The organism is Microbacterium enclense (assembly GCA_038182865.1).
In the GTDB taxonomy this organism is placed as follows: Bacteria; Actinomycetota; Actinomycetes; order Actinomycetales; family Microbacteriaceae; genus Microbacterium; species Microbacterium enclense_B.
On sequence record CP116226.1, the window covers coordinates 2,593,331 to 2,612,765 of the forward strand.

18 protein-coding genes are annotated in these 19,435 nt (G+C 59.9%); 10 read left to right on the forward strand and 8 right to left on the reverse strand.

Annotated features, from left to right (window positions below):
• Positions 1 to 56 precede the first annotated feature (56 nt).
• Positions 57 to 2,696, reverse strand: coding sequence for an AAA family ATPase (locus PIR02_12220; GenBank protein WZH35539.1), 2,640 nt, complete (start codon positions 2,694 to 2,696; stop codon positions 57 to 59).
• A gap of 139 nt (positions 2,697 to 2,835) precedes the next feature.
• Positions 2,836 to 4,281 carry a hypothetical protein gene (locus tag PIR02_12225; GenBank protein WZH35540.1) on the reverse strand — a complete coding sequence of 482 codons (1,446 nt, stop codon included), beginning with the start codon at positions 4,279 to 4,281 and terminating at the stop codon, positions 2,836 to 2,838.
• Positions 4,282 to 4,545: 264 nt separating this feature from the next.
• Between PIR02_12225 and PIR02_12230 the strand changes: the two genes are divergently transcribed.
• The 3 genes from PIR02_12230 (at position 4,546) to PIR02_12240 (ending at position 6,722) form a co-directional block, all read left to right on the forward strand.
• Positions 4,546 to 5,151, forward strand: a complete 606-nt coding sequence (locus PIR02_12230; protein ID WZH35541.1) for a helix-turn-helix domain-containing protein — start codon at positions 4,546 to 4,548, stop codon at positions 5,149 to 5,151.
• Positions 5,152 to 5,262: 111 nt separating this feature from the next.
• Positions 5,263 to 5,598: a hypothetical protein gene (locus PIR02_12235; protein WZH35542.1), complete on the forward strand. Its 336-nt coding sequence runs from the start codon at positions 5,263 to 5,265 to the stop codon at positions 5,596 to 5,598.
• 374 nt (positions 5,599 to 5,972) lie between these two features.
• Entirely contained in the window at positions 5,973 to 6,722 is a 750-nt protein-coding gene (locus PIR02_12240; protein ID WZH35543.1) for a hypothetical protein, read from the forward strand.
• A gap of 40 nt (positions 6,723 to 6,762) precedes the next feature.
• Here PIR02_12240 and PIR02_12245 read toward each other — a convergent pair whose 3' ends face one another.
• Positions 6,763 to 8,583: a hypothetical protein gene (locus tag PIR02_12245; protein WZH35544.1), complete on the reverse strand. Its 1,821-nt coding sequence runs from the start codon at positions 8,581 to 8,583 to the stop codon at positions 6,763 to 6,765.
• Between the two features lie 299 nt (positions 8,584 to 8,882).
• On the opposite strand from PIR02_12245, the gene PIR02_12250 reads away from it, so the two are divergent.
• Together PIR02_12250 and PIR02_12255 are read left to right on the forward strand one after the other, a co-directional pair.
• Positions 8,883 to 9,167, forward strand: a complete 285-nt coding sequence (locus tag PIR02_12250) for a DUF3892 domain-containing protein (protein ID WZH35545.1) — start codon at positions 8,883 to 8,885, stop codon at positions 9,165 to 9,167.
• A 339-nt stretch (positions 9,168 to 9,506) separates the two neighbouring features.
• Positions 9,507 to 11,183, forward strand: coding sequence for a hypothetical protein (locus PIR02_12255; protein ID WZH35546.1), 1,677 nt, complete (start codon positions 9,507 to 9,509; stop codon positions 11,181 to 11,183).
• A gap of 551 nt (positions 11,184 to 11,734) precedes the next feature.
• Here PIR02_12255 and PIR02_12260 read toward each other — a convergent pair.
• The 3 genes from PIR02_12260 to PIR02_12270 form a co-directional block, all read right to left on the reverse strand.
• Positions 11,735 to 12,214, reverse strand: coding sequence for a hypothetical protein (locus PIR02_12260; protein ID WZH35547.1), 480 nt, complete (start codon positions 12,212 to 12,214; stop codon positions 11,735 to 11,737).
• Positions 12,215 to 12,321: 107 nt separating this feature from the next.
• Complete coding sequence (locus PIR02_12265; protein WZH38996.1) at positions 12,322 to 12,825, reverse strand: sigma-70 family RNA polymerase sigma factor; 504 nt, start codon at positions 12,823 to 12,825, stop codon at positions 12,322 to 12,324.
• A gap of 193 nt (positions 12,826 to 13,018) precedes the next feature.
• Positions 13,019 to 15,154 (reverse strand): ATP-binding protein, encoded by a 2,136-nt coding sequence (locus tag PIR02_12270; protein WZH35548.1) that lies wholly within the window; start codon positions 15,152 to 15,154, stop codon positions 13,019 to 13,021.
• Positions 15,155 to 15,685: 531 nt separating this feature from the next.
• Between PIR02_12270 and PIR02_12275 the strand changes: the two genes are divergently transcribed.
• The 4 genes from PIR02_12275 (at position 15,686) to PIR02_12290 (ending at position 17,565) form a co-directional block, all read left to right on the forward strand.
• Complete coding sequence (locus tag PIR02_12275; protein WZH35549.1) at positions 15,686 to 15,976, forward strand: hypothetical protein; 291 nt, start codon at positions 15,686 to 15,688, stop codon at positions 15,974 to 15,976.
• 78 nt (positions 15,977 to 16,054) lie between these two features.
• Entirely contained in the window at positions 16,055 to 16,432 is a 378-nt protein-coding gene (locus tag PIR02_12280) for a hypothetical protein (GenBank protein WZH35550.1), read from the forward strand.
• A 97-nt stretch (positions 16,433 to 16,529) separates the two neighbouring features.
• Positions 16,530 to 16,832, forward strand: coding sequence for an ATP-dependent DNA ligase (locus tag PIR02_12285; GenBank protein WZH35551.1), 303 nt, complete (start codon positions 16,530 to 16,532; stop codon positions 16,830 to 16,832).
• A gap of 109 nt (positions 16,833 to 16,941) precedes the next feature.
• On the forward strand, positions 16,942 to 17,565 hold the full coding sequence (locus tag PIR02_12290) for a hypothetical protein (GenBank protein WZH35552.1): 624 nt from the start codon (positions 16,942 to 16,944) through the stop codon (positions 17,563 to 17,565).
• A 355-nt stretch (positions 17,566 to 17,920) separates the two neighbouring features.
• Here the strand turns inward: PIR02_12290 and PIR02_12295 are convergent, their stop codons facing one another.
• Positions 17,921 to 18,157 (reverse strand): hypothetical protein, encoded by a 237-nt coding sequence (locus PIR02_12295; protein ID WZH35553.1) that lies wholly within the window; start codon positions 18,155 to 18,157, stop codon positions 17,921 to 17,923.
• Positions 18,158 to 18,325: 168 nt separating this feature from the next.
• Between PIR02_12295 and PIR02_12300 the strand changes: the two genes are divergently transcribed.
• On the forward strand, positions 18,326 to 18,469 hold the full coding sequence (locus tag PIR02_12300) for a hypothetical protein (GenBank protein ID WZH35554.1): 144 nt from the start codon (positions 18,326 to 18,328) through the stop codon (positions 18,467 to 18,469).
• 105 nt (positions 18,470 to 18,574) lie between these two features.
• On the opposite strand, the gene PIR02_12305 is transcribed toward PIR02_12300, so the two are convergent.
• Entirely contained in the window at positions 18,575 to 19,345 is a 771-nt protein-coding gene (locus tag PIR02_12305) for a glucosamine-6-phosphate deaminase (protein ID WZH35555.1), read from the reverse strand.
• Positions 19,346 to 19,435: the final 90 nt, after the last annotated feature.

Below are 19,435 nucleotides of genomic sequence, written 5' to 3' on the forward strand. Positions count from 1 at the left end.
CGTGTCGGAGACTATGAACGTGCTGTCGGCCAATGTCAACCTTAAGCCGAAATAGACTATGAATCCAATGAAGAGCGAAGTTTCTGCGTCCGGCGACCAAAAGGAATTTTTCCACCTTCCAAGTGATGCAACGCAAGCTTGTTAAGATCATGGCGCTCCAAGGATCCGACCGCCTCTACTGCACCTTTTGTCGCGGAGGCGTGCATCGTGATCAGTTGTTCTGCGTCTGCGCTGACCACCAAGCCTGCGCTGCGAGTCGCAAATACATACTGCCTCGAACCGCGCAATTCCCGAAGCCGGTCTACCAAATAGTCTTCAATCCACGGAGCGTGTAACGCATCCTCTGGCTGATCTATCAATACCGGACTGTCGCCGTCGGCCAACAAAATAACGAGAATTGCCGTACATTTTTGACCGTGGGATAGGTCTTCGATACTAACGTAGTCGCCGCCCTCAGGCTTCTTGAACTTCACATTCAAAGTATCGGGCGTATCCAGTTGCTGAACGTCGAGAAGCTGCGTCCAGTAATTTCGATCGGCGATGTTTGTGTGTAGTCGAGAAATGTCAGCGGCGTCTACTCCTTCGGGGAGAGGGTTCAGTGATGACAATTTTCCATCCCAAAGCGCTCGGGCGAACCGATAAGGATGGATGTGCTCAGCAATTACGTCCAAGACAGTGTCACGCACTCTTGACCCAGTCTTTATACTGTCCAAGGCAGTGCGGAATGCCGAGGTGTCTCCTTTGGCTGGGATATCAATCTTGACGAAGGACGCCGTCTTCCTATTAAGTTCCCTGACGCGCACTCTTCGCAAGGCCCTACGCTCATCGCGACTTTCTTTCAAAGATTGAAGATAATTCTCTCTTTCGGATTCAAGAGCTTGCAAGCGTGGACGTGCTATTTTACTCGAGTCCTCGGCCGCTTGAGATGCTGCGGTAAGATCACCTTGGACGGACTCAAGTTCGCGCCTGATAGCACTCAGTGATGATTTTCCGGCCTTTTCCAGCCGTTGGTCTACCTGCGACTCAAAGACTTGGAATTCTGCATCAATCTCCTCGCGAGTACTGTTGATAGAGCCACGGTACGCCTCCAACACTGTATTGATGGAAATCTCGGCTTCATCAATTGCCTGTATATATAGGTTTCGAGCTGCTTGAATCTGTTCAAATTTTGTCTCGTGCGCAGGGGTAATTCGTGCCACCACCTCATCCGTTGCCGGAGGTCGTGTAAACCTGACGCCATCGGCTTCATCGGCGAGACTTTTCAAACTGGCCCGTTCGGCAGTCCACAGACGTTGCTCTTTCACCAGATCTTCATCAAACAGTGCAGATAGTGTGCGCTCGCGTTCCTTCAACTCATCAACTCTCGCAGCCTTGATCCTGAGTTGGTCGACTCCTTCTCGGGCCTTCACGAGATTTATCGCATTCGCGCGAAGCGACTGCTCGCATTGCTGAATTTTGGACTCGATGGACGAGAGGTCTAGGTGCACATCAATAAGTCCGACTCGCCCGACCGGTTGTCTCGCATATTCGAGGATCTCTCCCTGGGAGAATGCGGCTATGGGAATCAGGTCGGAGGGGACACGATCGATCTGAACCCAATCGCCGTCAACGTCTTGCTCCACGGATGCCCGAGAGCCCTTTTGTGTGAAAGTACGCTTAACTCGATAACGACCGCTTGCTAGTCGAATCTCGACAGCAACTTCCGTCCCTTCTCCGAGCGCCTTTTGCAGTCGCCCGTTGACTTCGTCGTATATTGTGCGAAAAACAGCTCCATCGACCTGCTGTTCTAGTGCAAAGCGCACTGCTTCAAGAACCAGGGACTTGCCGGCGCCTGTTCCGCCGAGCAAACTGTTCAGGTCCGGGCTCAACTCAATTGTCGTACCCGCAAGAAAACCGCCATCTATGGAGACGGCGTCGACCGTGGGATGTGAATCAGACAGCCAAGGATCGGTGAGCTCGATACGCAACTCAGGGTCATCGACTGCATGCCGGAGTCCCGTCAAATCGGGCCTAGCAGCTTTGAACCATGTCCGACGCAGCCCGATCCCTGACAGGGCGTGACGGCTAAGCGCTGCATCATAAGTATCGGAGCTCTGCACGAAAGCTGGTAAGCGTGCGTCGCCGAGTTTATTTTTAACGGTTCGAGGCGTCTCTTCAAGTACGTACTCAAACGCGCGAATACACTCTTCTCTGAGGATTTGATTAACAAACGTTTGAACGGGCTGCGTCAGTATCCCGCGTTCCTTGTCGATGTGAGCCGCAATTGCCATGCCGCCAGCTTCTTCGATCTCCTTCGCGCAATCGATCATGGACATCGTCGTCACTACGTCTAATGCGCCTTGTTGAGCGCGCTTGATTCCGACCGTGGTGAGTACATCTTCAAGAATTGAAGGTGAGGTGCCCTCTTCCCATAGGCCCAATAGATGGCCTTGTGGCGTGCTCAGCTCGAACCCCGGTAGTACCACAAGTGGGAACGATGCGGCTGCCGCCGCGATTGGCTCGCACCAATTAGCGGTGTTGTGATCTGTAACGGCAATGACATCTAGCCCCGCCGCGATAGCCGCCTTGACTATATCGTCCGGAGTGCCGAAGTCTTCTTCTCGCGCGTCCCGCGAGCCGGGTGTGTGAACATGTAGATCGGCCGCCCAGAAGCGAGCCCAGCCTTGATACGACACCTTTGTAGTCTCCATCTTCATTTACCCGATTATGACAGGTACTCCCCAAAGGTCAAGTTGCGGACCGGTCGTTCGTTGCATAGCCAAACGAAGGCGTCTTACACATGTATAGATGGCGCTCGACCGGCGTGAAGCATCTACTTCATCTATGTCGATAATTTCAGTCGTTAGCATTTTCCAGCGCACGCTTGCGAGAAGACTCTGGAGCACCGATGACCCGCAGTGTTTCTGAACGTACGACGCGCTCTAACAGATCTGCGACGTGCTTGAGGTCCTGGACGTCGTAGTTTGCGGATCCGTGTGAAAGATCGTTGCGGATCTTTACGAGGATTCTTTCTGCGCGCTCCTTATCCAATGTCGGGTCGAGCGATCTGACAGTGGCAAATAGGGATGTCGTATCGAGTTCTGGTCTGATGTCGACTGGAAGTGACTTGAAGATGGCTCCTAACGCGTCAAGTAGTCCACTTGATGGGCGCTTCATGACATGTTTCTTGAGAAACTTCACATCGGCTGTTTCCAGTGAAGACTCTCCGGCCCGTTTGAGTACCCCTTCACGCTTCTCTGTGTAGATTTGCTCGTTCTTAGCTCGTTGGTCGGAGGTCTCAAATCCATACAGACCCTCAAGTGCTTGCAGTAGGAGTAGTAGTCGTGACCGCGGATGTTGCTCAGCAGTGGTCGTCATCGAGCCGTACGTCTCGAGGAGAGGGTGATGTGCGGTGGAGAGGGTCCGCCAACTTTGGAGTAGCAGGAGGAGATTTGCCTCATCTGCTGCCAGATTCACAAGTGTCTGTGTCGCTTCAATCTCGTCGCGGCTGGTGTTCCGCGGGCTCTGTGAGATATCCCATCCGAACACCTGATCTCGAGAACCGGCTTTGTTGCTCTCGCCTTGAACGGCCAAGAAGCCGTTGATACTGCGTGAGCCTTGCGTCACAAGTGAGATGAGTTGACGCAACGGCCGCACCCACTCAAGCCACCACTCGTCAACAGTCAGCGCATCTTTAACAGTGATCCTAAGAACCGAGCCGAAGACCATACTAAACTCGTAGAAATCGAGCGCACGGATCGATGCGTTGAACCAGACAGAGAGTTGATCGCCAGCCGACTCCCACTCCGCGTTGGCGTCACGGTTTATAGAAGCCGACCAGACTGGCTCATCCCCAGCTTTACGCGGCATCTTCACTTGGGATATAGGAGACTTACCCATTATGGCGTCGATGCCATCGATTTGTAACTCAATCGCCTTGTACTTCCGAGGTTTCTTGGCGTCAAGTTGATCACGCGAGAGGACCGCAAAGGCGCCCGTTGCACGTCCCTGAGTTTCGAACCAATAGTGCAACTCACCGTTCATCAACGCTACGGAACCACCACTCGATAAACGGCCTACCAGCGATTCGAAGCGGTGTCGCTGCGGAAAACTAGCTGCCCCGTCGACCCACTCAATTGGCATATCGCCATAAAGGACACCGTAAGGGTACTTGCCAACCTCTAGAGTTAGCAGGCCAGATAGCTCCACAGGCTCTCCTTCGAGACCCGGAACCACCCATGTACAGAGAGACTCTCCGGGTTCGAAAGGTAGTTTGAGTGCGAGTGCTTCCTTCTTCTTCACGGTTCCCCCTACGCGATTAGCTGCTATGCCCCGATTATGACAGCGGCATCAGACACGTCAAGGGCAACTATGTAGTGACACTCACAACACCATCGGTACATCTGACAGGGGTGACTTGACGTCCGATTGGGTGTACCGACGGCACCCCTCGTGGATCACCCGAAATATTCGTGACGGAGGTCAGCGATGATTGCGCATCGAAGCGATCGGATGGGTGACTGGACACCCGAAAAGCAAAAATAACCCCGGTGAAGGGGTCATTTTGTGTTGAAGTTCGGTATTTTGGTGGGGCTTGTTGAGAGGTACTCGAACAATTCGACGGGGGTGACGAAGCTGCGCCAGCTGGCGAATCTGAAGCCAAGCCGGGCCGCAGTGGATAGCCGCCCCGTACCTCGTCGAGCTCGACGTCTGACTGACGCGGAGAAGTTGGCGTTCGTTGAGGGCTACAAGCGGGGAGAGCTGGTTGCTGATCTAGCTCGGCAACTCGGAGTCCACCGCACGACGCTGGACATGCTGGTTGCTCGTTTGAAGCTGAGTCGAGTCGATCCAAATGAGGTGCCAGCAGAGGTACGTGATTCCCTAGTTGCGAAGTACCGTGAAGGGGAATCCCTAGCTTCGATCGGTGAAGAGCACGGGTTCAGTGCAAACAAGGTGCAGCGGCTGCTCGTGTCGATGGGTGAGCCGATCCGCTCACGTGGCCCAAAGAAGCCGGCGGTTACGAGCGAGCAGATCCAGCAGATGGTCTCGCAGTATGAGCAGGGCGAGGCGATCGCAGCTATCGCAGACTCCGCTGGTGTCAGCTACGCACAGACCAGATCATGCTTGATGGCGGTAGGCGTACAGATGCGGCCGCGTGGGGGAGCGCGATGACGGCTAGGCCGCATTCTCGCCCTACTCTGCTCATGTCAGACGAGGGTGTAGGTGGTGCCGGAACTCCCTCACGGCCCGATGTGATTCGCATGCATCGGGCGGTTTCTTGTGGTGACCGACGTCGGCTACATCGTCCCGATGGGCGCGGCTGAGGCACGCGCCCTTCTGCTAGCTCGGAACTGGCACACTGCTCATGTGAGCACTGACTATTCGCGATACCTCGTCGACTACTACGCGAACGGCGAGAACATCCATCAAGACGAGTACGCCAAGATTCCCCCGGTTATCGGACATGGATTTGAGTTCGGGGGTAAGTGGTACCGGATCGTCGACGTCTGGACCGTTCATGAGAAGCACGCCCCGGTCACCCACGGCACGGCCGTGTTCCTTGAGGAGGTCGAGACTCCGCAGGTGTTTCTCGACGTGGATAGTCGGTACTACGGCTGAGGGCCGGCGTCACTGTGACCGGTCAACGTCGCGCGCGCAGTTCCTCGCTGTCACCAGCGACCACGGTAAAAGTGACCCGCCAACGAAGCGCACCTGCCTAAGATGCCGCCACGCCGCGAGGAACGCTGTGGCGGTGGACTTCCTCAGCCTCCGGCGCGGCAAGCCCCATCCCAAACGACATGTCGAACTACGCGACGGCGGTGGTGATTCCAGCACACGCTGAACACGCCGTTTCGTCCAGTGAAGAGTTCTCGACACAGACTCCGCTCGTCGCTCACACCAAGTAGTGCACGGCGGATCCGACAGGGTCACAAAATCCCAACTCGTCTGGTCTTGACGCCCTTGGTTTGTCTCAGCGCTGCGATACTGCGCCAATGGGGATCGAGGTTCTTGTCAGCATCATCGGCATCATCGTCACGACCGCGGTGTCCGTGTGGACTTATCGCAAGATGAACCCGAAGCGTCAGCTCCGCTATCGGCTAGAAGCATCGCCGCTGCTGGCGGACGGCGCGGGAGCAACAGATCGCTTAACCATCGCGTTGGAAGGCCATCCAGTAATCGCGCCCCAGATCGTGACGCTGAGTCTGTGGTCATCCGGAAGGGCGGACATCGGAACAAACGCTTTCGACGCTGGCACTCCGCTGATTTTCGACCTCGGTGTGCCCATCGCCGAGCAGATCCCCGTTCCGCCGACTTCCGACGCGCAACTAGAGGTTCTCCTGCCGGACAAGATCGTCTTGCGCCCCGCGCTCATCCATAGGAAATTTCATTCGACGGCCCGCGTAATTGTCGATGGAGCGCCTACTGTTCACGTCAACCGAGTCCTACCTGACATCGACGTCATCCGCGATGGGGTGAGCGAGACCGGCCGAGCGATAGAGGCGTCACGGAAGCGGTTTAAGGTTACGCCGCTTCTCGTCTGGACCGGCGTGCTCGCCCTGGGGACGGTAGGACTTATCGTGGGAATTGCCATGTATTGGATTGTCCAGCAGCTCTCCGCTCCTGTGGGCGGGATCAGCATGCTCATCATGATGGTTGCCCTCGTCGCGATCATCATCATCGGCATCTACCGGTTCTTCCGATGGATTGGTCGGAACGTCGAGGCACGCTCGGGCCTGCGTTGAATGCGACGTCTCGAGAACGGTCACCGCTCCTATGACGCCGTCACTTTCCATGGTCAGGGCTGAAGCTGGGTGACGTTGGGACGAGGTTCCAGATCGGATACTCCCTCAGCTCGTCGAGCTGGGCGTCTGAAAGTCGTTGTGCACACTCCTGGATGTCCTCAACGTCGCCGAGAAGAATGGCGCATGCTGTCTCATTGACCGCAGCATCACCGTCACCGCTAGCGATGATCGTGCGTCGGAGTGAGCGAACGGCACGTCTGTTGTCGTCGCTGAGACCGTTCGGTCGTCGGGCCGCGATTTGAAGACGGTTCAGGACCGCGGTTGTTGATGGGCCGGTCTTGCCGGCAATCCATTCGTTCAGTGAGTTGGCCGCGTTGAGGAGTGCCACACGGCGTGGGTCGCACGCGTCAGCCGCGCGAATGAGGTTGAGCATGGTGCGGACGGCCAGCCATATAGTGCCCTGCACATCGGCGACGGCCTCGTACGCCGGAACCAGTTGATCGAGGTTTGTGTTGACGTACTCAGCGAGCTGTCGGCTATCGAGTGTGTCGTAGACGGTTGCCTGGCGCTCGATGCTTCCGCCAGCCTCGTCCGTCGAGTAAAGCTTGAAACGATCCCGGTTCGTGGGCGCGAACGGATCCGCGCATTGCAGGGCCTGCTGATCGCCGTCCGGGAGCAGGAACAGGGCAACCTTCCAGTCAGCGACCACGGCATAGAACAACGGTGGATCGTCACCGGACGACCGAAGGCTACGCCCGTGCAGAAGTGAGCCGTGAATGTACGACAACTGGTCGTACTCCTCGTCCGTCATGCGAGCCAGCTCGACAAGAGAGGTGTCGACATGTAGCTCGTCGAAGAGTTCTGAGAGCATGTCCATGCGCCGCTGAATCGCGACGAGGTCGGATAGGCGCTCTGGCTCGGTGATGTCCACGTCCTGCTGTTCGCCGTCGATGTACAGCGGTTGATTGGCGACAAGGGCACTGAAGAACGCGAGATCGCGGCTTCTGTCCGCGAAGTTGCTGACAAGGGTGAGCACAGCCGATGCGGATTCGAGTCGGTCGGAGATACGCAGATTGAGCGTCAAGCCAGCGGATAGGCTCAGAGTGTGTCTGTCCGCGTCGACCTGACGAATGGTCGCCCCCTCATATTCGACGGCACCGCATCTTGCACGCAGGGGCACGTTGCGAGCGGTGTACGTCGGCGGGTAAATCTTCATCACGCCGGAGAGGGGCGCGACGAGGCCGTCATGCGTCTCAACCTCGATGATGAAGTCACCGTGGCGAGGAGAGATCGTCAGCGGTTTGGAGAAGTCCAAGCCATCAGCGCCGTGAATCGTGAAGCTCTTACCACGCTCGATGAGCGCATCGACGGACCCGAATGACACGCTCTGCTTCTGCGAGCGAACACCGAGAGCGACGAGACGCTCAATCTCGTCCGTTGTTCGTGGTAGTTCTTTCACCGGGACGGCAAAGCTCTTCTGCTTCTTCGGGAAATCGTCCAGGAAGAGGTCGATGAAGTACGGCTGCAAGAGCGCGTAATGAGTGCGACCGTGGAACGCGCCGTCGCGGTGCAGGAACGTGACAAACAGGAGAACAGTGCCGTGATTGCGGATGCTCGTGAGTTCGTCCCGAGTCATTCGGAACGACGATGGCGCTATCCGCCCAGGTGCCGTCTGTCCCTTGACCTGGATGTCGAGGCGGCCCGTGATGTCCGTCTTGTTGCGCCCGAGACCCCGGTAGATCTCGACGTAGCCATCCGTAATCGGGGCTTTGTCCTTCTTCGAGACGTAAGCCACAAGGTGAGGGCACATCGACAGTATGTCCTCGACCGCAACGGTGCCTCGAGCTTCGATGTCAACCACCCGTCAATTCTCGCAGCCCATCGGACTACCCGGATCTTCGCGGAGCACCGTGTCTAGCCCAGTTCCCTCGTACGTGACCGCACCGCGACAGTGCGCTTAGACGAACTCAGCTGAGCTCGTAGCAGGTGCGAAGAACGCGACTGCGACCTCACTGAGGTCTACGAAGCTGTTCGTGTCATGACCAAGCGCCGCAGACCGCGCTCGACTTGGCGGCGTGACGGCCTCACTACAGCGTGTCGGAGGTCTGTGGGACGAGGCCCTTCCTATCGCCGCGACGGCGCGGCAGAAAGCGAGACGTCATGTCCATTCAGATCACCCACGTCCGATTCGGTGGTACGAAGAAGACGGAAGATGAGATCGTCGAGTACAAGTGGAAGAACGAGCAGACGGGCAAGACCGGGCGGACTGATAAGCCCACGATGGTCCACTGGATCGACGTCAAGAAAGGCTCAGCACATGTCGGAACGGGAAGTTACCGAGTAAACGTTGCCGTCGTGAAGCCCCAGAAGACGAAGCCCTACCTGCGGACCCACGCCGACGGAAAGTGGACCAACAACTTAGTGAACTTGCCTACGTTCGATTGAGGCGAGATCATCCAGGGGAGAGGGCGCCACCGCGCGTGGGGAAAGTCCTCCATGGCGTTGCGCATGTTCACGGCAATGAGCATGGCGTGCTGCTGCCGAGGCGTAAGCTCTGCGAAGCCCGAGATCTGGATCACTCGCCGCGCCCCCTGGGGGTTCGGGAACGTGTTGCGACGTGGTTGTCTAAGCCCCTATCTACCGGTCAGTATGCGCATGCGACCGACCTGTGAAGACGTAGGAATGACAACATTGCCGAGCGCCGCGGCGGGTTAGTCAGTCATCTGCGTGACTGAGGTAGACGGTGTCTACCGTCATGTTGAGGCGATTGGAAAGGTAAGAGTCATGCAGGCCGACACGATGAAGCTGTTGGAGATACCGTTCGTGTTCTCTCAGGAGCGGCTTCTCGAGAGCGGGAGGTTCATCGCCGAGGCGAAGCTCTGGGGCTACAGACTGACACTTCGAGACTTGCAAGAACTGAACACACTCGGTCTGCTCGTGCCGTTTTACCGTGCCGCCGATCAGCAGGACGCCTCGATGGTCGCTGCACCACATCCCAAGGACTACAGCAGGGTCGCCCGATACGCGCGCGAGGGGATGATTCGCGACCCGGCCACTGACGATTCTTCGGCGCGGTGGCCGCACCTCCGGCCTGAGAATGCGGGACGGGATTGGTGGGACGGGTTTCTGTATGGCAAGTGGCAGTTACTCGGGCTGAAGGACGCGCTCACTGGTCGAGAAAACTGGCGCGTCCGTTACGAATTTGTCACCGACGCCGCCGCGTGGGCCCAGAAGCTCCGCAATGAGCAGGTCGCCATGGCGGCGCTTTCCGCACGATGGCTCCCGCAGATCATCGGGCAGATCAGCTACAGCGACGGCGCCGACCGGGAGAGCTTGTCCGCCGCGCGTTATGGCTCCGACTCAAAGACCAGGCTTCGGGCCGTATCCTTCCCCGCGGAGCAGCTTCTGCCGGTAGCCGAGCATCTCCTGTCGCGCGCGCACACGAACGATCCGATGCGTGAGTGGTGGGGACTGATCCGGCACTCGGATCACAGCGGGTGGTTCAAGCTACGGGGCGGTGCTCTGGAAGCGGTCTGGCAGCGTCTCGCGGCGGAGATACTACTTCGTGCGTACGAAGAGCTTGCAGAGGCGGGCGAGCTGGCACCTTTACGGGATCCATCCGCGGCTCGCGTATGGACGCCGCTGGTCGACCGGGTCGGCGCGCAGCCTCATGCCGACGGGTTGGAACGGAGCCTGGCTCGGGTCGGACTCGCCCCGCACCCGCGGGTTCTGCTCGTTGTCGAGGGGAAGACGGAGATGTTGCATCTAAGCGCGCTCCTGCAGGAGCTCGGGATCGGCGCTTCGCATCAGGTGCGTCTTGATGAGCAGGGCACATCGAGCGATTGGCCCCACGAGTTAGCGCGATCCGTCGTTCCGCGACTCGGGCGGGTGCGCGGAGGTCACTACGACGTGGACTCAGGGACAACTGCCTTGGTTGTCGCCATGGACGCAGAAGGCAGATACTGGGGAACGACCGAGAGTAGGGCGCTCTACCTGCGCAAACTTCAAAATGTCGTCCAATTGGGCGTGCAGGCCCAGGGTGGGATGCTCACGCAGTCCGAACTCGATGCGCTTGTCCACGTGCGGACGTGGGGTCAGTTCAAGTACGAACTGGCCAACTTCACAGACCAAGAGTTGAATGACGCCCTCGTGACGGTGGCCGTGTCGGGCGGCTATGACGTGGACGCCGCTGAGCTACGCGATGCCATCGCGCACGTGCGCGAGCGGAAGCTGGACATCAAGGTTGTGTTCGATCGGATGGGCTGGTCACTTGAGAAGGGCGCGCTGGCAGAGCTTCTTCTGCCTGTTTTGATAGGGAAACTTGATCACGACGATAGTGATCAAGTCAATGTTCCGGTCATCGAGTTGGCTTATGACGTCCACGATCTCGTCAAGCGCTTCAGCCGCGCGGGCTTCCATCTGGAAGCACCTGCGGAATCGGAGGATATACAAGACGGCTAATTGCGAGAATCGGACGTGGTCACCGCAGTCCGTCAAGAGTGGACACCCGAGGTTCGGCAGCTCGCATAATTCAGCGATGGTGGATGTACTCGAAGTCGAGTCGGTCGTAATATTGCAGGCATACGTTTGTTGCCGCGGAAAGGGGTGCCGGCGTATGCGTGGAGCCGTACTCCAATCCGTGCTTGCGATCGATCGAATTGAGCGGACGCGAAGGGCCGAAGAATCCGGACTGTCGTCCGAACGCGACTCCCACAAGGAACGGCAAGGGAACTCGAGTGTCGAGAGCACGTCAGTTCGCGGCGATGGGTTTGATCCAAAATTGCAGACCGAGGAGGATCTCGAACAGCTCATCGAACCGCGAGGCGACGAGGGTAAGCTTGCTTCAGTTCGCCGCGCGCGGCAACGCGGTGCAGGCCGAGGTCGGCTGGCCTTGGGTTCCGCCAAACCTAGGATTCGCGCTCGCCGAGGAGATTCTCTGTGCAGCGTGGTAAAGCCATTTTCGTCCGCGCCGTATGGAACTGCGGTGCTACCCGCAAGCTCCTTCTAGGCGTTCATCCGAACGCGGCGTCGTACACTGCGGTCAGACCCGCGTCGGCGATTCCGCTTACGCCGCAAGTGACGATCATGCCGTCACTGTTCGCGCTGAGAAGGTAGCTCTGTCCGTCGGCGAAGAGGATGGGTTCGCCATCGACGCCCGCACCGACACCTTGTGTGACCGTTATGGTGTTTTCGATTTCACCTTTGAATCGCTCTTGCACTGCAAGCGTTACGACGCCGCTCTCAATCCCGGTGACTTCGGCACGGACGGATGTCTGTGAGGCTGCGACCGCCTCGGGTGTCACCTCTGCGCACATGGCCGCCGGACCGCTCGCGCTCGGTTGGGTCAGTTCAGTGGCCGGCGTGGAGATGCCCATCATGGCAGGCACGGCGAGGGAGACAGCGGCGACGGCCGCGATCCCAGTGCTGACGCTGGCGACGAGCAGCCCTCTCCTGTTGGTCTGGGCGCGGGTCGATTTGACTTGCATACTCATGGCGTCCTCTACGAGTCGGTCGATCTGATCGCTCCGCAGGCGAGGGAGCGATGAGGCGGGGTCACCCGATCGCAGCAGACGGCGTGTGTGGTATTGATCTGCGTCGTTCACGGTCGGTTCCCTTCACTCGCTTTAACATGTCCGTCAACGCGTCGCGTCTTACTCCAGGCGGCTTCGAATCGCCGGCGGGCACGGTGTAGCCGGACCGTCGCGGCGTTAACAGTTATGCCCAGCACGGCCGCGAGTTCGCGCGGAGCGAGATCATCCCAAGCCCACAGTCGAAGAATCTCCGAATCCGCAGCGCGCATACCGGCCAGCGTCGCTCGCACATCCTCGTCGGCTGGTCCACCCGGTTCGAAGGTGACAGTCGCGGGCGGATCGATGGCGGCAACTCGTGCGGCGAGACGATCGCGACGTCGTTGCGCACGCTGCGCATTGGCAAGCTGGAGCCGGGCCACCCCGATCGCCCAGGCAATGGTTTCAGCCTCAAGCGGCATTTGTTCGCGACGTCGCCAAAGCGCCAGCAGGGTCTCGGCGAGCACATCGTCGGCGGTATCGGTGTTGGTACGCCGCCACAGATACCGACGCACAGGATCGGCCACCAGCCGCACCGTTTGCTCAAACTGCGCGCGAGCTGACACTGATGACACATCTTCCACGATCGTCTATGTCCGGCACAGATTCGACTCTTACACCTCATCAGAACCGACCGGCTCACCTGACGAAAAACTGGACGAGGGCCACTCACCGGAAAGCCAAGACCAGGAAGGCAGATTAGCTGTGACCTAAGGTCGTAGGCCCTGCCTACGCGGGTAGGGGCGCCCCGTCCAGTCGCGGTAGCTGCATCCGCGCTGTGAGACCGTGGGGAGAATTGTGGTGCAGGGTGAGCGTTCCGCCGTTCGCTTCGATTACGTCGCGGGCGATCCCGAGGCCGAGACCGGTGCCGGGGATACCTTGGGCGACGGCATCATTCGAACGGTAAAAACGATCGAATGCTTGAGCGAGCTCGACGTCGTTCATCCCAGGGCCAGAGTCGGATACGTCGATGATGAATGAATCGTCAGATGAGGAGACTGAGATCATCACGTAGCCGCCGCTCGGGGTGAATTTGACCGCGTTAGCCACCAAATTGACCAAGCCACGCCGTATCTCCAACTCCGAGCCCCTCGTTCTCATTTCGAGCGGTGCAGAGGCTGTGAGGGTCACCCCTCGGCTGGTCGCTTCATGCTGCAGGTCGTCGACGGTGTCTTCGATGATCTTGTTGAGGTTGAGTTTTGCGTGCGTCTCCCTACTGGAGTGGGGGTGAGTGGTGTTCAGTACGTCTTGGACCAGCGTGAACAGGCGATCCGCGTTGCGCTGCACAACCTTGAGGTATCCGCGTTGCTCGTCATCGATTGCAGCTTCGAGCGCTTCCTCTGTGTAACCGACGATCGACGTCAAGGGGGTGCGCAGCTCATGAGTCACTGAGGCGACAAACAGATCGTGCTTCTCGTTGGTTTGCCTGAGGCGCTCGCTCGTTTCGCGTTCTTGCCGTAACTGTTCGTTTGCCGCTCGCCGCGCGGCTTCGACCGCGCTGAGATCCATGACCGTCACGAGGAGAACCCGGTCGTTCGTCGTGTCGGGCAGTTCTTCGGCCACCACGCTCAACGGCGCGGCGTCAGTCCACGAGCGATCGACTTTAGTGTGCGATCCGAGAGCTTCGAGACACAACCGGTGAAGGTGGGACCCTTCGATGAGGAGATGCTGACCGCCGTTGCCTCGAAATGATTCGGGCATCAAGGCAAGAGCGGTGTCGTTTACGTCAAGGATGCCGAACGTGTCGTGCTCGGTGTCGCGGAGTACGAGGTACCCGGTCCCTGCTCGCGCAAAGCCCTGCCGCATGAGTGCGGTCGAAGCTGCGTGTTGCTCGGCGTTGCTGTCACGCTCGTTTCGCACAGCGGCGATGAACACGCACATCGCCGTACTGGCGATGACGTAGATCTCGATCATTGCGACAGCGCTGATGGGGCCGTTCACCGCGGAGAACGGCCCTCCATCTACCCCTGTGGAGGTGAGAGCGATCGCGTTGACGATGATGACCTGGACGAGCGCGGCCGGCATAGTCAAGGAGAGCGACGCCCAGGCGAGAAAGGGAAGCGGCAGGAAAGCGAATGCCTGTTCCTGAGAAGGCCAGAACGCCAGAACAGCCGCTGCAGTCGTCACCGAACAGCTCAGCGCGACGACACGAACATTCTGGGTGGACCGGCGTCGGCGGCTGATGACGAAGAATGGGACGATGAGAACAATGGCACTGGTGGTGCCCGCGGCGACCTGGAACGCCCCGGTGAAAGCAGTGTCGACGCTCGAGGTCGTCAATCGCGCTGCGAACACGGTCGCACCGATTACCACGCCGCCGAGCGCTATGCCGACAGTCAGTCGCGCCGCATCACCCAGTGTGAAGAGTCGGGGCCGATCCTCTCGATCTACGGCAAAACGGCGAACCAACCAACACTGAGCGGTGATGCCGACCGCGCCCGCAACCGCCACGACCACCGGCCGATGAGCGAGTAGCGACGCCAGACCCGTCGAGACGAGCACGACGGCGAGGACGAGAGGGAGCTCACGACGCTTCGCGATGATCGCGGCACCGGCGGCAAAGCCAGCCGCTGGCCACCACGAGGCCAGTCTTTGCTCGCCACTACTGATCTGCGTGAACACAAACGCAAGAATCACGGCTGCCGTCAGCAACGCGGCGACGACTGTCAGCCGCCTCCACGGAGAAGAGCCTCGCAGGCGGTACGCCAGGTTGTTCAGCGGCACGGTCTTCCCTCTCAGCGCGGTACACTCGGCCCATTCGGAAGGGTGGCGCGGACGATGGCCTCGATCGTAGTGATAGATGATGACCGCGACATCGCCAGTCTCGTCGCGGCGTACCTGCGACGTGACGGGCACGACCTTCACGTCGCCCACTCCGGATCCGACGGACTCGCTGCAATCCGTGAGATCCGGCCCGCGTTGGCGGTCGTGGACTGGATGATGCCCGAGCTAGACGGTATCGAGGTAGCACGGGCCGTGCGAGACGAACCTACCCTCGACCAGACCGCACTGCTCATGGTCAGTGCTCGAAACTCGCCAGAAGATGTCGAAGTGGCCCGAAACGCCGGATTCGCAGCGGTTGTCGCAAAACCCTTTCGCCGCCCCGAGCTTCTTGAGGTCACCAGCGAGCTGCTCAGCCGCGCGTCGTAACAGTTGCGACACCGCTCATCCCAGCAGTGAGTCCTGGATGCGTTCAAGTCTCCGTGACACACTCCGATTCCGATTACGCAACCACCACCCACTCGCCTCATCCACCTCCAATGCGCAGCGGATCGAGATCCGCCGTGTCATGAACGGCGCGGGCTCACCGGACTAGGAACCGACGATCTGACCCCCTCCGGGGAGATGTGTAAACCGTTCACCGCGAGTTCCAGTGTCGTAGATATCGTCTTCGTTGTGAGAGAGACGGTTCTGTGGGCGGTGGCGGCAGTGCTTGCTCTGCTCTGGGTGCCCGTGCTGTACGCAATCGCGATGTTCTACGGGGTAGAGACGCCTGTGTGGGATCCGTATTACTCGACGTACACCTATGAGGAGCGACCGGGTGGTTTTGCTGTCGTTGTCGCCTCGTTGTCGCTGTGCGCCGGACTGGTCTTGTTCTCTCTCATCTCGGCAGGCATCACCGTCACCAGGTTGGCGCGAGCAGATGTGCGTCTTCGCAATCCTTCTTCCGCACGGCGAACAAGCTGACAAAGTAGCGCCCGGGCGAGATGCACCCGCGGACGGCCGCGGCAATTCGGGCCCGCCGAGTTTCAGTAAGCTTCGCGCATGACTGCCAGCGATCTCGAGGGCTTTCCACCTCGTCGACCCCGAGCGTTGCTGCAGCAGTGGGTGGACGACTTCCGAGGGCAAGGGCACCTGATCGCGGGTGCCGTTCGTGTCGCAGCGCAAGACGATGATGATGCGCGAGACACCGGGCTTGTCGTCGTCGAGTTGCTCGGCAAGAACGTGTCCATTTACATGGAGCCCACCGGTTACGATCAACCGCTTTGGGAAGCAACGTTGACCGCGCGGCCTGACGAACAGACACTCACCGCGTATGAGCTCGCCGGTCTCGCGGCCGAGATCGTCGTCGCCGGCAACCTCTGCGCTTACCTGCAGTGGCGCTCGCTCGAATGGGATCGCGAGAGCGGCCGCCGCGCCTAGGACCCCTTGTCAAGATGCTTCCGCACAGTGTCACCGCCGAGCAGCCTCACCGTGACGCGCAGATGACACCAGCGCCAACATCGTCTGAGGAGACACTGTGGGACGCCTGATCTACCAAGAACGAACGATCGTCGACATCGAGGATCGCCTTCTCTCGCACCTTCGGATCGTGGTGATGAACAAACTCCGCCGTCAAGAGCCGTTCATGCGGAGCATGCCGCACCCCGACCACGGTCAACTCAGCATATGGATGCACCCGTCGACACCCATCGTGATGCAGTTCTACGGCAGCCGACCACCCTCATTAGACCGTGACCTCATTGAGGAGATGATGACCGACGCCAGCGGACCCGACGGGCTGACCATCACGCCCGGACGACGATCCTCTGCACGGGACTGAGGTCTCGCGTCGCTCGCGGTCCTTACTGGATACCGCAGCCTCGGAGCAAGACATACCCCCGACATGCACACGCCTCGTACTTTGAGGTCATCCGATCCGAAGGGGTGCCATGCGAACGAGGACTCTCGGCGCTCTCGCTGTAACCGTGCTCGCGATTTCACTCCTGGCCGCACCCTCGACCGCGTATGCCGCGGCGGCGCCTCACTGCCTTACTGTTCCCGGGAAGGCGGGCGCGGCGATCGACGCCAAGATAGCCGCCTACCCGGCAGAAAAGCCGACCGAGTATCGAACCGTTGCGGGCAAGCGGGAACCGGTCTACCGGGTCAAGATCGGCCAGGTGCTCCACATCCCCACACGCATCACCAACTCCGGGACGTGCCACTACTGGACATTCGGAGGAGATTTCACCGCCCTCGGCTACGACGTCTTCAAGACCCCGGGGAGCAGCACCTACGTGGACGGAATAGGGAACGGCACCTGGGCGGCCGCGATCGGCGTGCCAACCTGGGACCCCGACCCCGATCGGAACCACCCCTACACGAGACGGTCCGAGCGACTCTACAAAGAGATCTACCCCGGCGACACCGCCAAGCGTCTCTGGCCACTCACCGTCGACAACCTGCCCCGGGCCGGCGTCTACTACGCCGTGAAATTCCAGTACGACACCGACGTCTCAGATCCGCCCGTCGACGACACGGCCGTCAGCGCACGCATCTGGCTGATCCGCGACTAGGCGTTCCGATCGTGGTCTTCAACAGCAAGAGGCACGCGGCTCCATCGGCATGGTGGCTCGTCCCCGTAGGCGCCGTCGTCTTCGCGATCGGGCTCGTGCTGCTCCGTTTTGACGGGGGCTATCAAGAAGCACGCTGGGAATTTCTCTTCCTCGTCGGCGGTCCGCTGTTGTTAATCGCGGGCATAGTCGGAGGATTGAGAGGTAGCCGCATTCGCAAGTAGCCGGAGGCACGTGCGACCCGCTGCACGATTGCGCTCAGCTCCCGGACCGGGAGTGTGGATGACAGAGAACCGCGCCGCCCAGCCCCAAGCTGAACGGCGCCGATGCTTTCAGGGTGAGAACCCCAATCTGACGCTCAAAGGTAGACCGTGAACCACCAGTTGCCCGTGCCCATCGAGTTCTGGCATGAGGTGACCCTCTGGCCGGGATGCTGCTGGATGTAGTTGGTTCGATCCGCGTTGCAGGTGCCCGAGTTGGGGTAGGGACCCCAGTCCTTCACTGGCACCGCGTTGGCGGGCGCGGCACCGGCTGCGACAATTCCACCGGCGAGGGCCAGGGCTCCGAGGGCGGAGAGGATCTTTTTCTTCTGCATCAGACTGCTCCCGTTCGTCGATGTTCCAGATAGCCGAGCTGTGTTGTCGGCTTCGTCAGCCTCGCATGGTCGAGGAGCTCTCCGTAAGACCCCAACGCGGGGTTTCGAAAGGACACCCCGGTACCCGCGGGAACGAACAGCCGCTATGCCGACGCGATCGACCGGCGCATGGACGAGAAGGTTCTCCTCGCCGTGTCGCACGGAGGGCCGCTGCAAACCGTCACCGCCGCCGAGCTCCGCGTGAACGAGGTGCCGCTGACGATCGACCCCGCGGCCTCGACGGAAGGTGAGGCCGCGGGTGCGGTTCGGTGACGCCCCCATCCGTGTCGACGCGGGCGCCGCGAGGTGGACCCCGAACGCCTTCGCTACGCCGTCGATGGCGAGACCGAGGGGCGAGAACCCGCGACCGGGCCGACGTTAGATCTGCCAGCTCGGTCGATGCTTGAACGCTTCCATGTAGTACGACCGCATGCGCAGTTCTCGGGCTGCGGCCTCGTCAACCACGACGGTTGTGCGAGGGTGCAGCTGCAGCACCGATGCCGGACACCTGCTCGCGAGAGGGCCTTCGACGGCCGCTGCGACGGCCGCGGCCTTACGAGCGCCGACTGCGATGAGGATGACCTCACGCGCGTCGAGGATTGTGCCGAGTCCCTGCGTGACGCAATGGCGCGGAACGTCCTCGAGGGACGAGAAGAAGCGGGCGTTGTCGCGGCGTGTCTGCTCGGTTAGGGTCTTGACCCGGGTGCGCGATGCCAAGGACGATGTCGGCTCGTTGAAGCCGATGTGACCGGTGGTGCCAATGCCAAGGATTTGAACATCGATTCCTCCGGCGTGGGCGATCAGGCGCTCATAACGCTCGCCGGCGGTGGATAGGCCGTCGATCGACCCGTCGGGCACCTCGACGCGGTCGGGATCCAGCCCGAGGCGGACGGTCACCTCACGATCGATGACCGAGCGATAGCTCTCTGGGTGCCCTGGGCGGAGGCCGACGTACTCGTCGAGCGCAAATGCACGGGCGGCGCGGACGGCAGGGAGGTCGCGTCGGGCGAGGGCTTCGTAGAGAGGGAGCGGCGACGAGCCCGTCGCGACACCCAGCACCCGCAGCGTTTCAGTTTCTGTCCGTCGCTCGATCATGTCGGCCGCGAACTCGCCGGCGGCGACCTCGTTCGTCGTGATGACGACCTGCATTGTTCCCCTCCTGTGCGCGCACGGCGCAGTGCATGGTCAACTATGGTGCGGTCTGGCGGTTCATGGCATCGATGCCAATCATATGTCAGA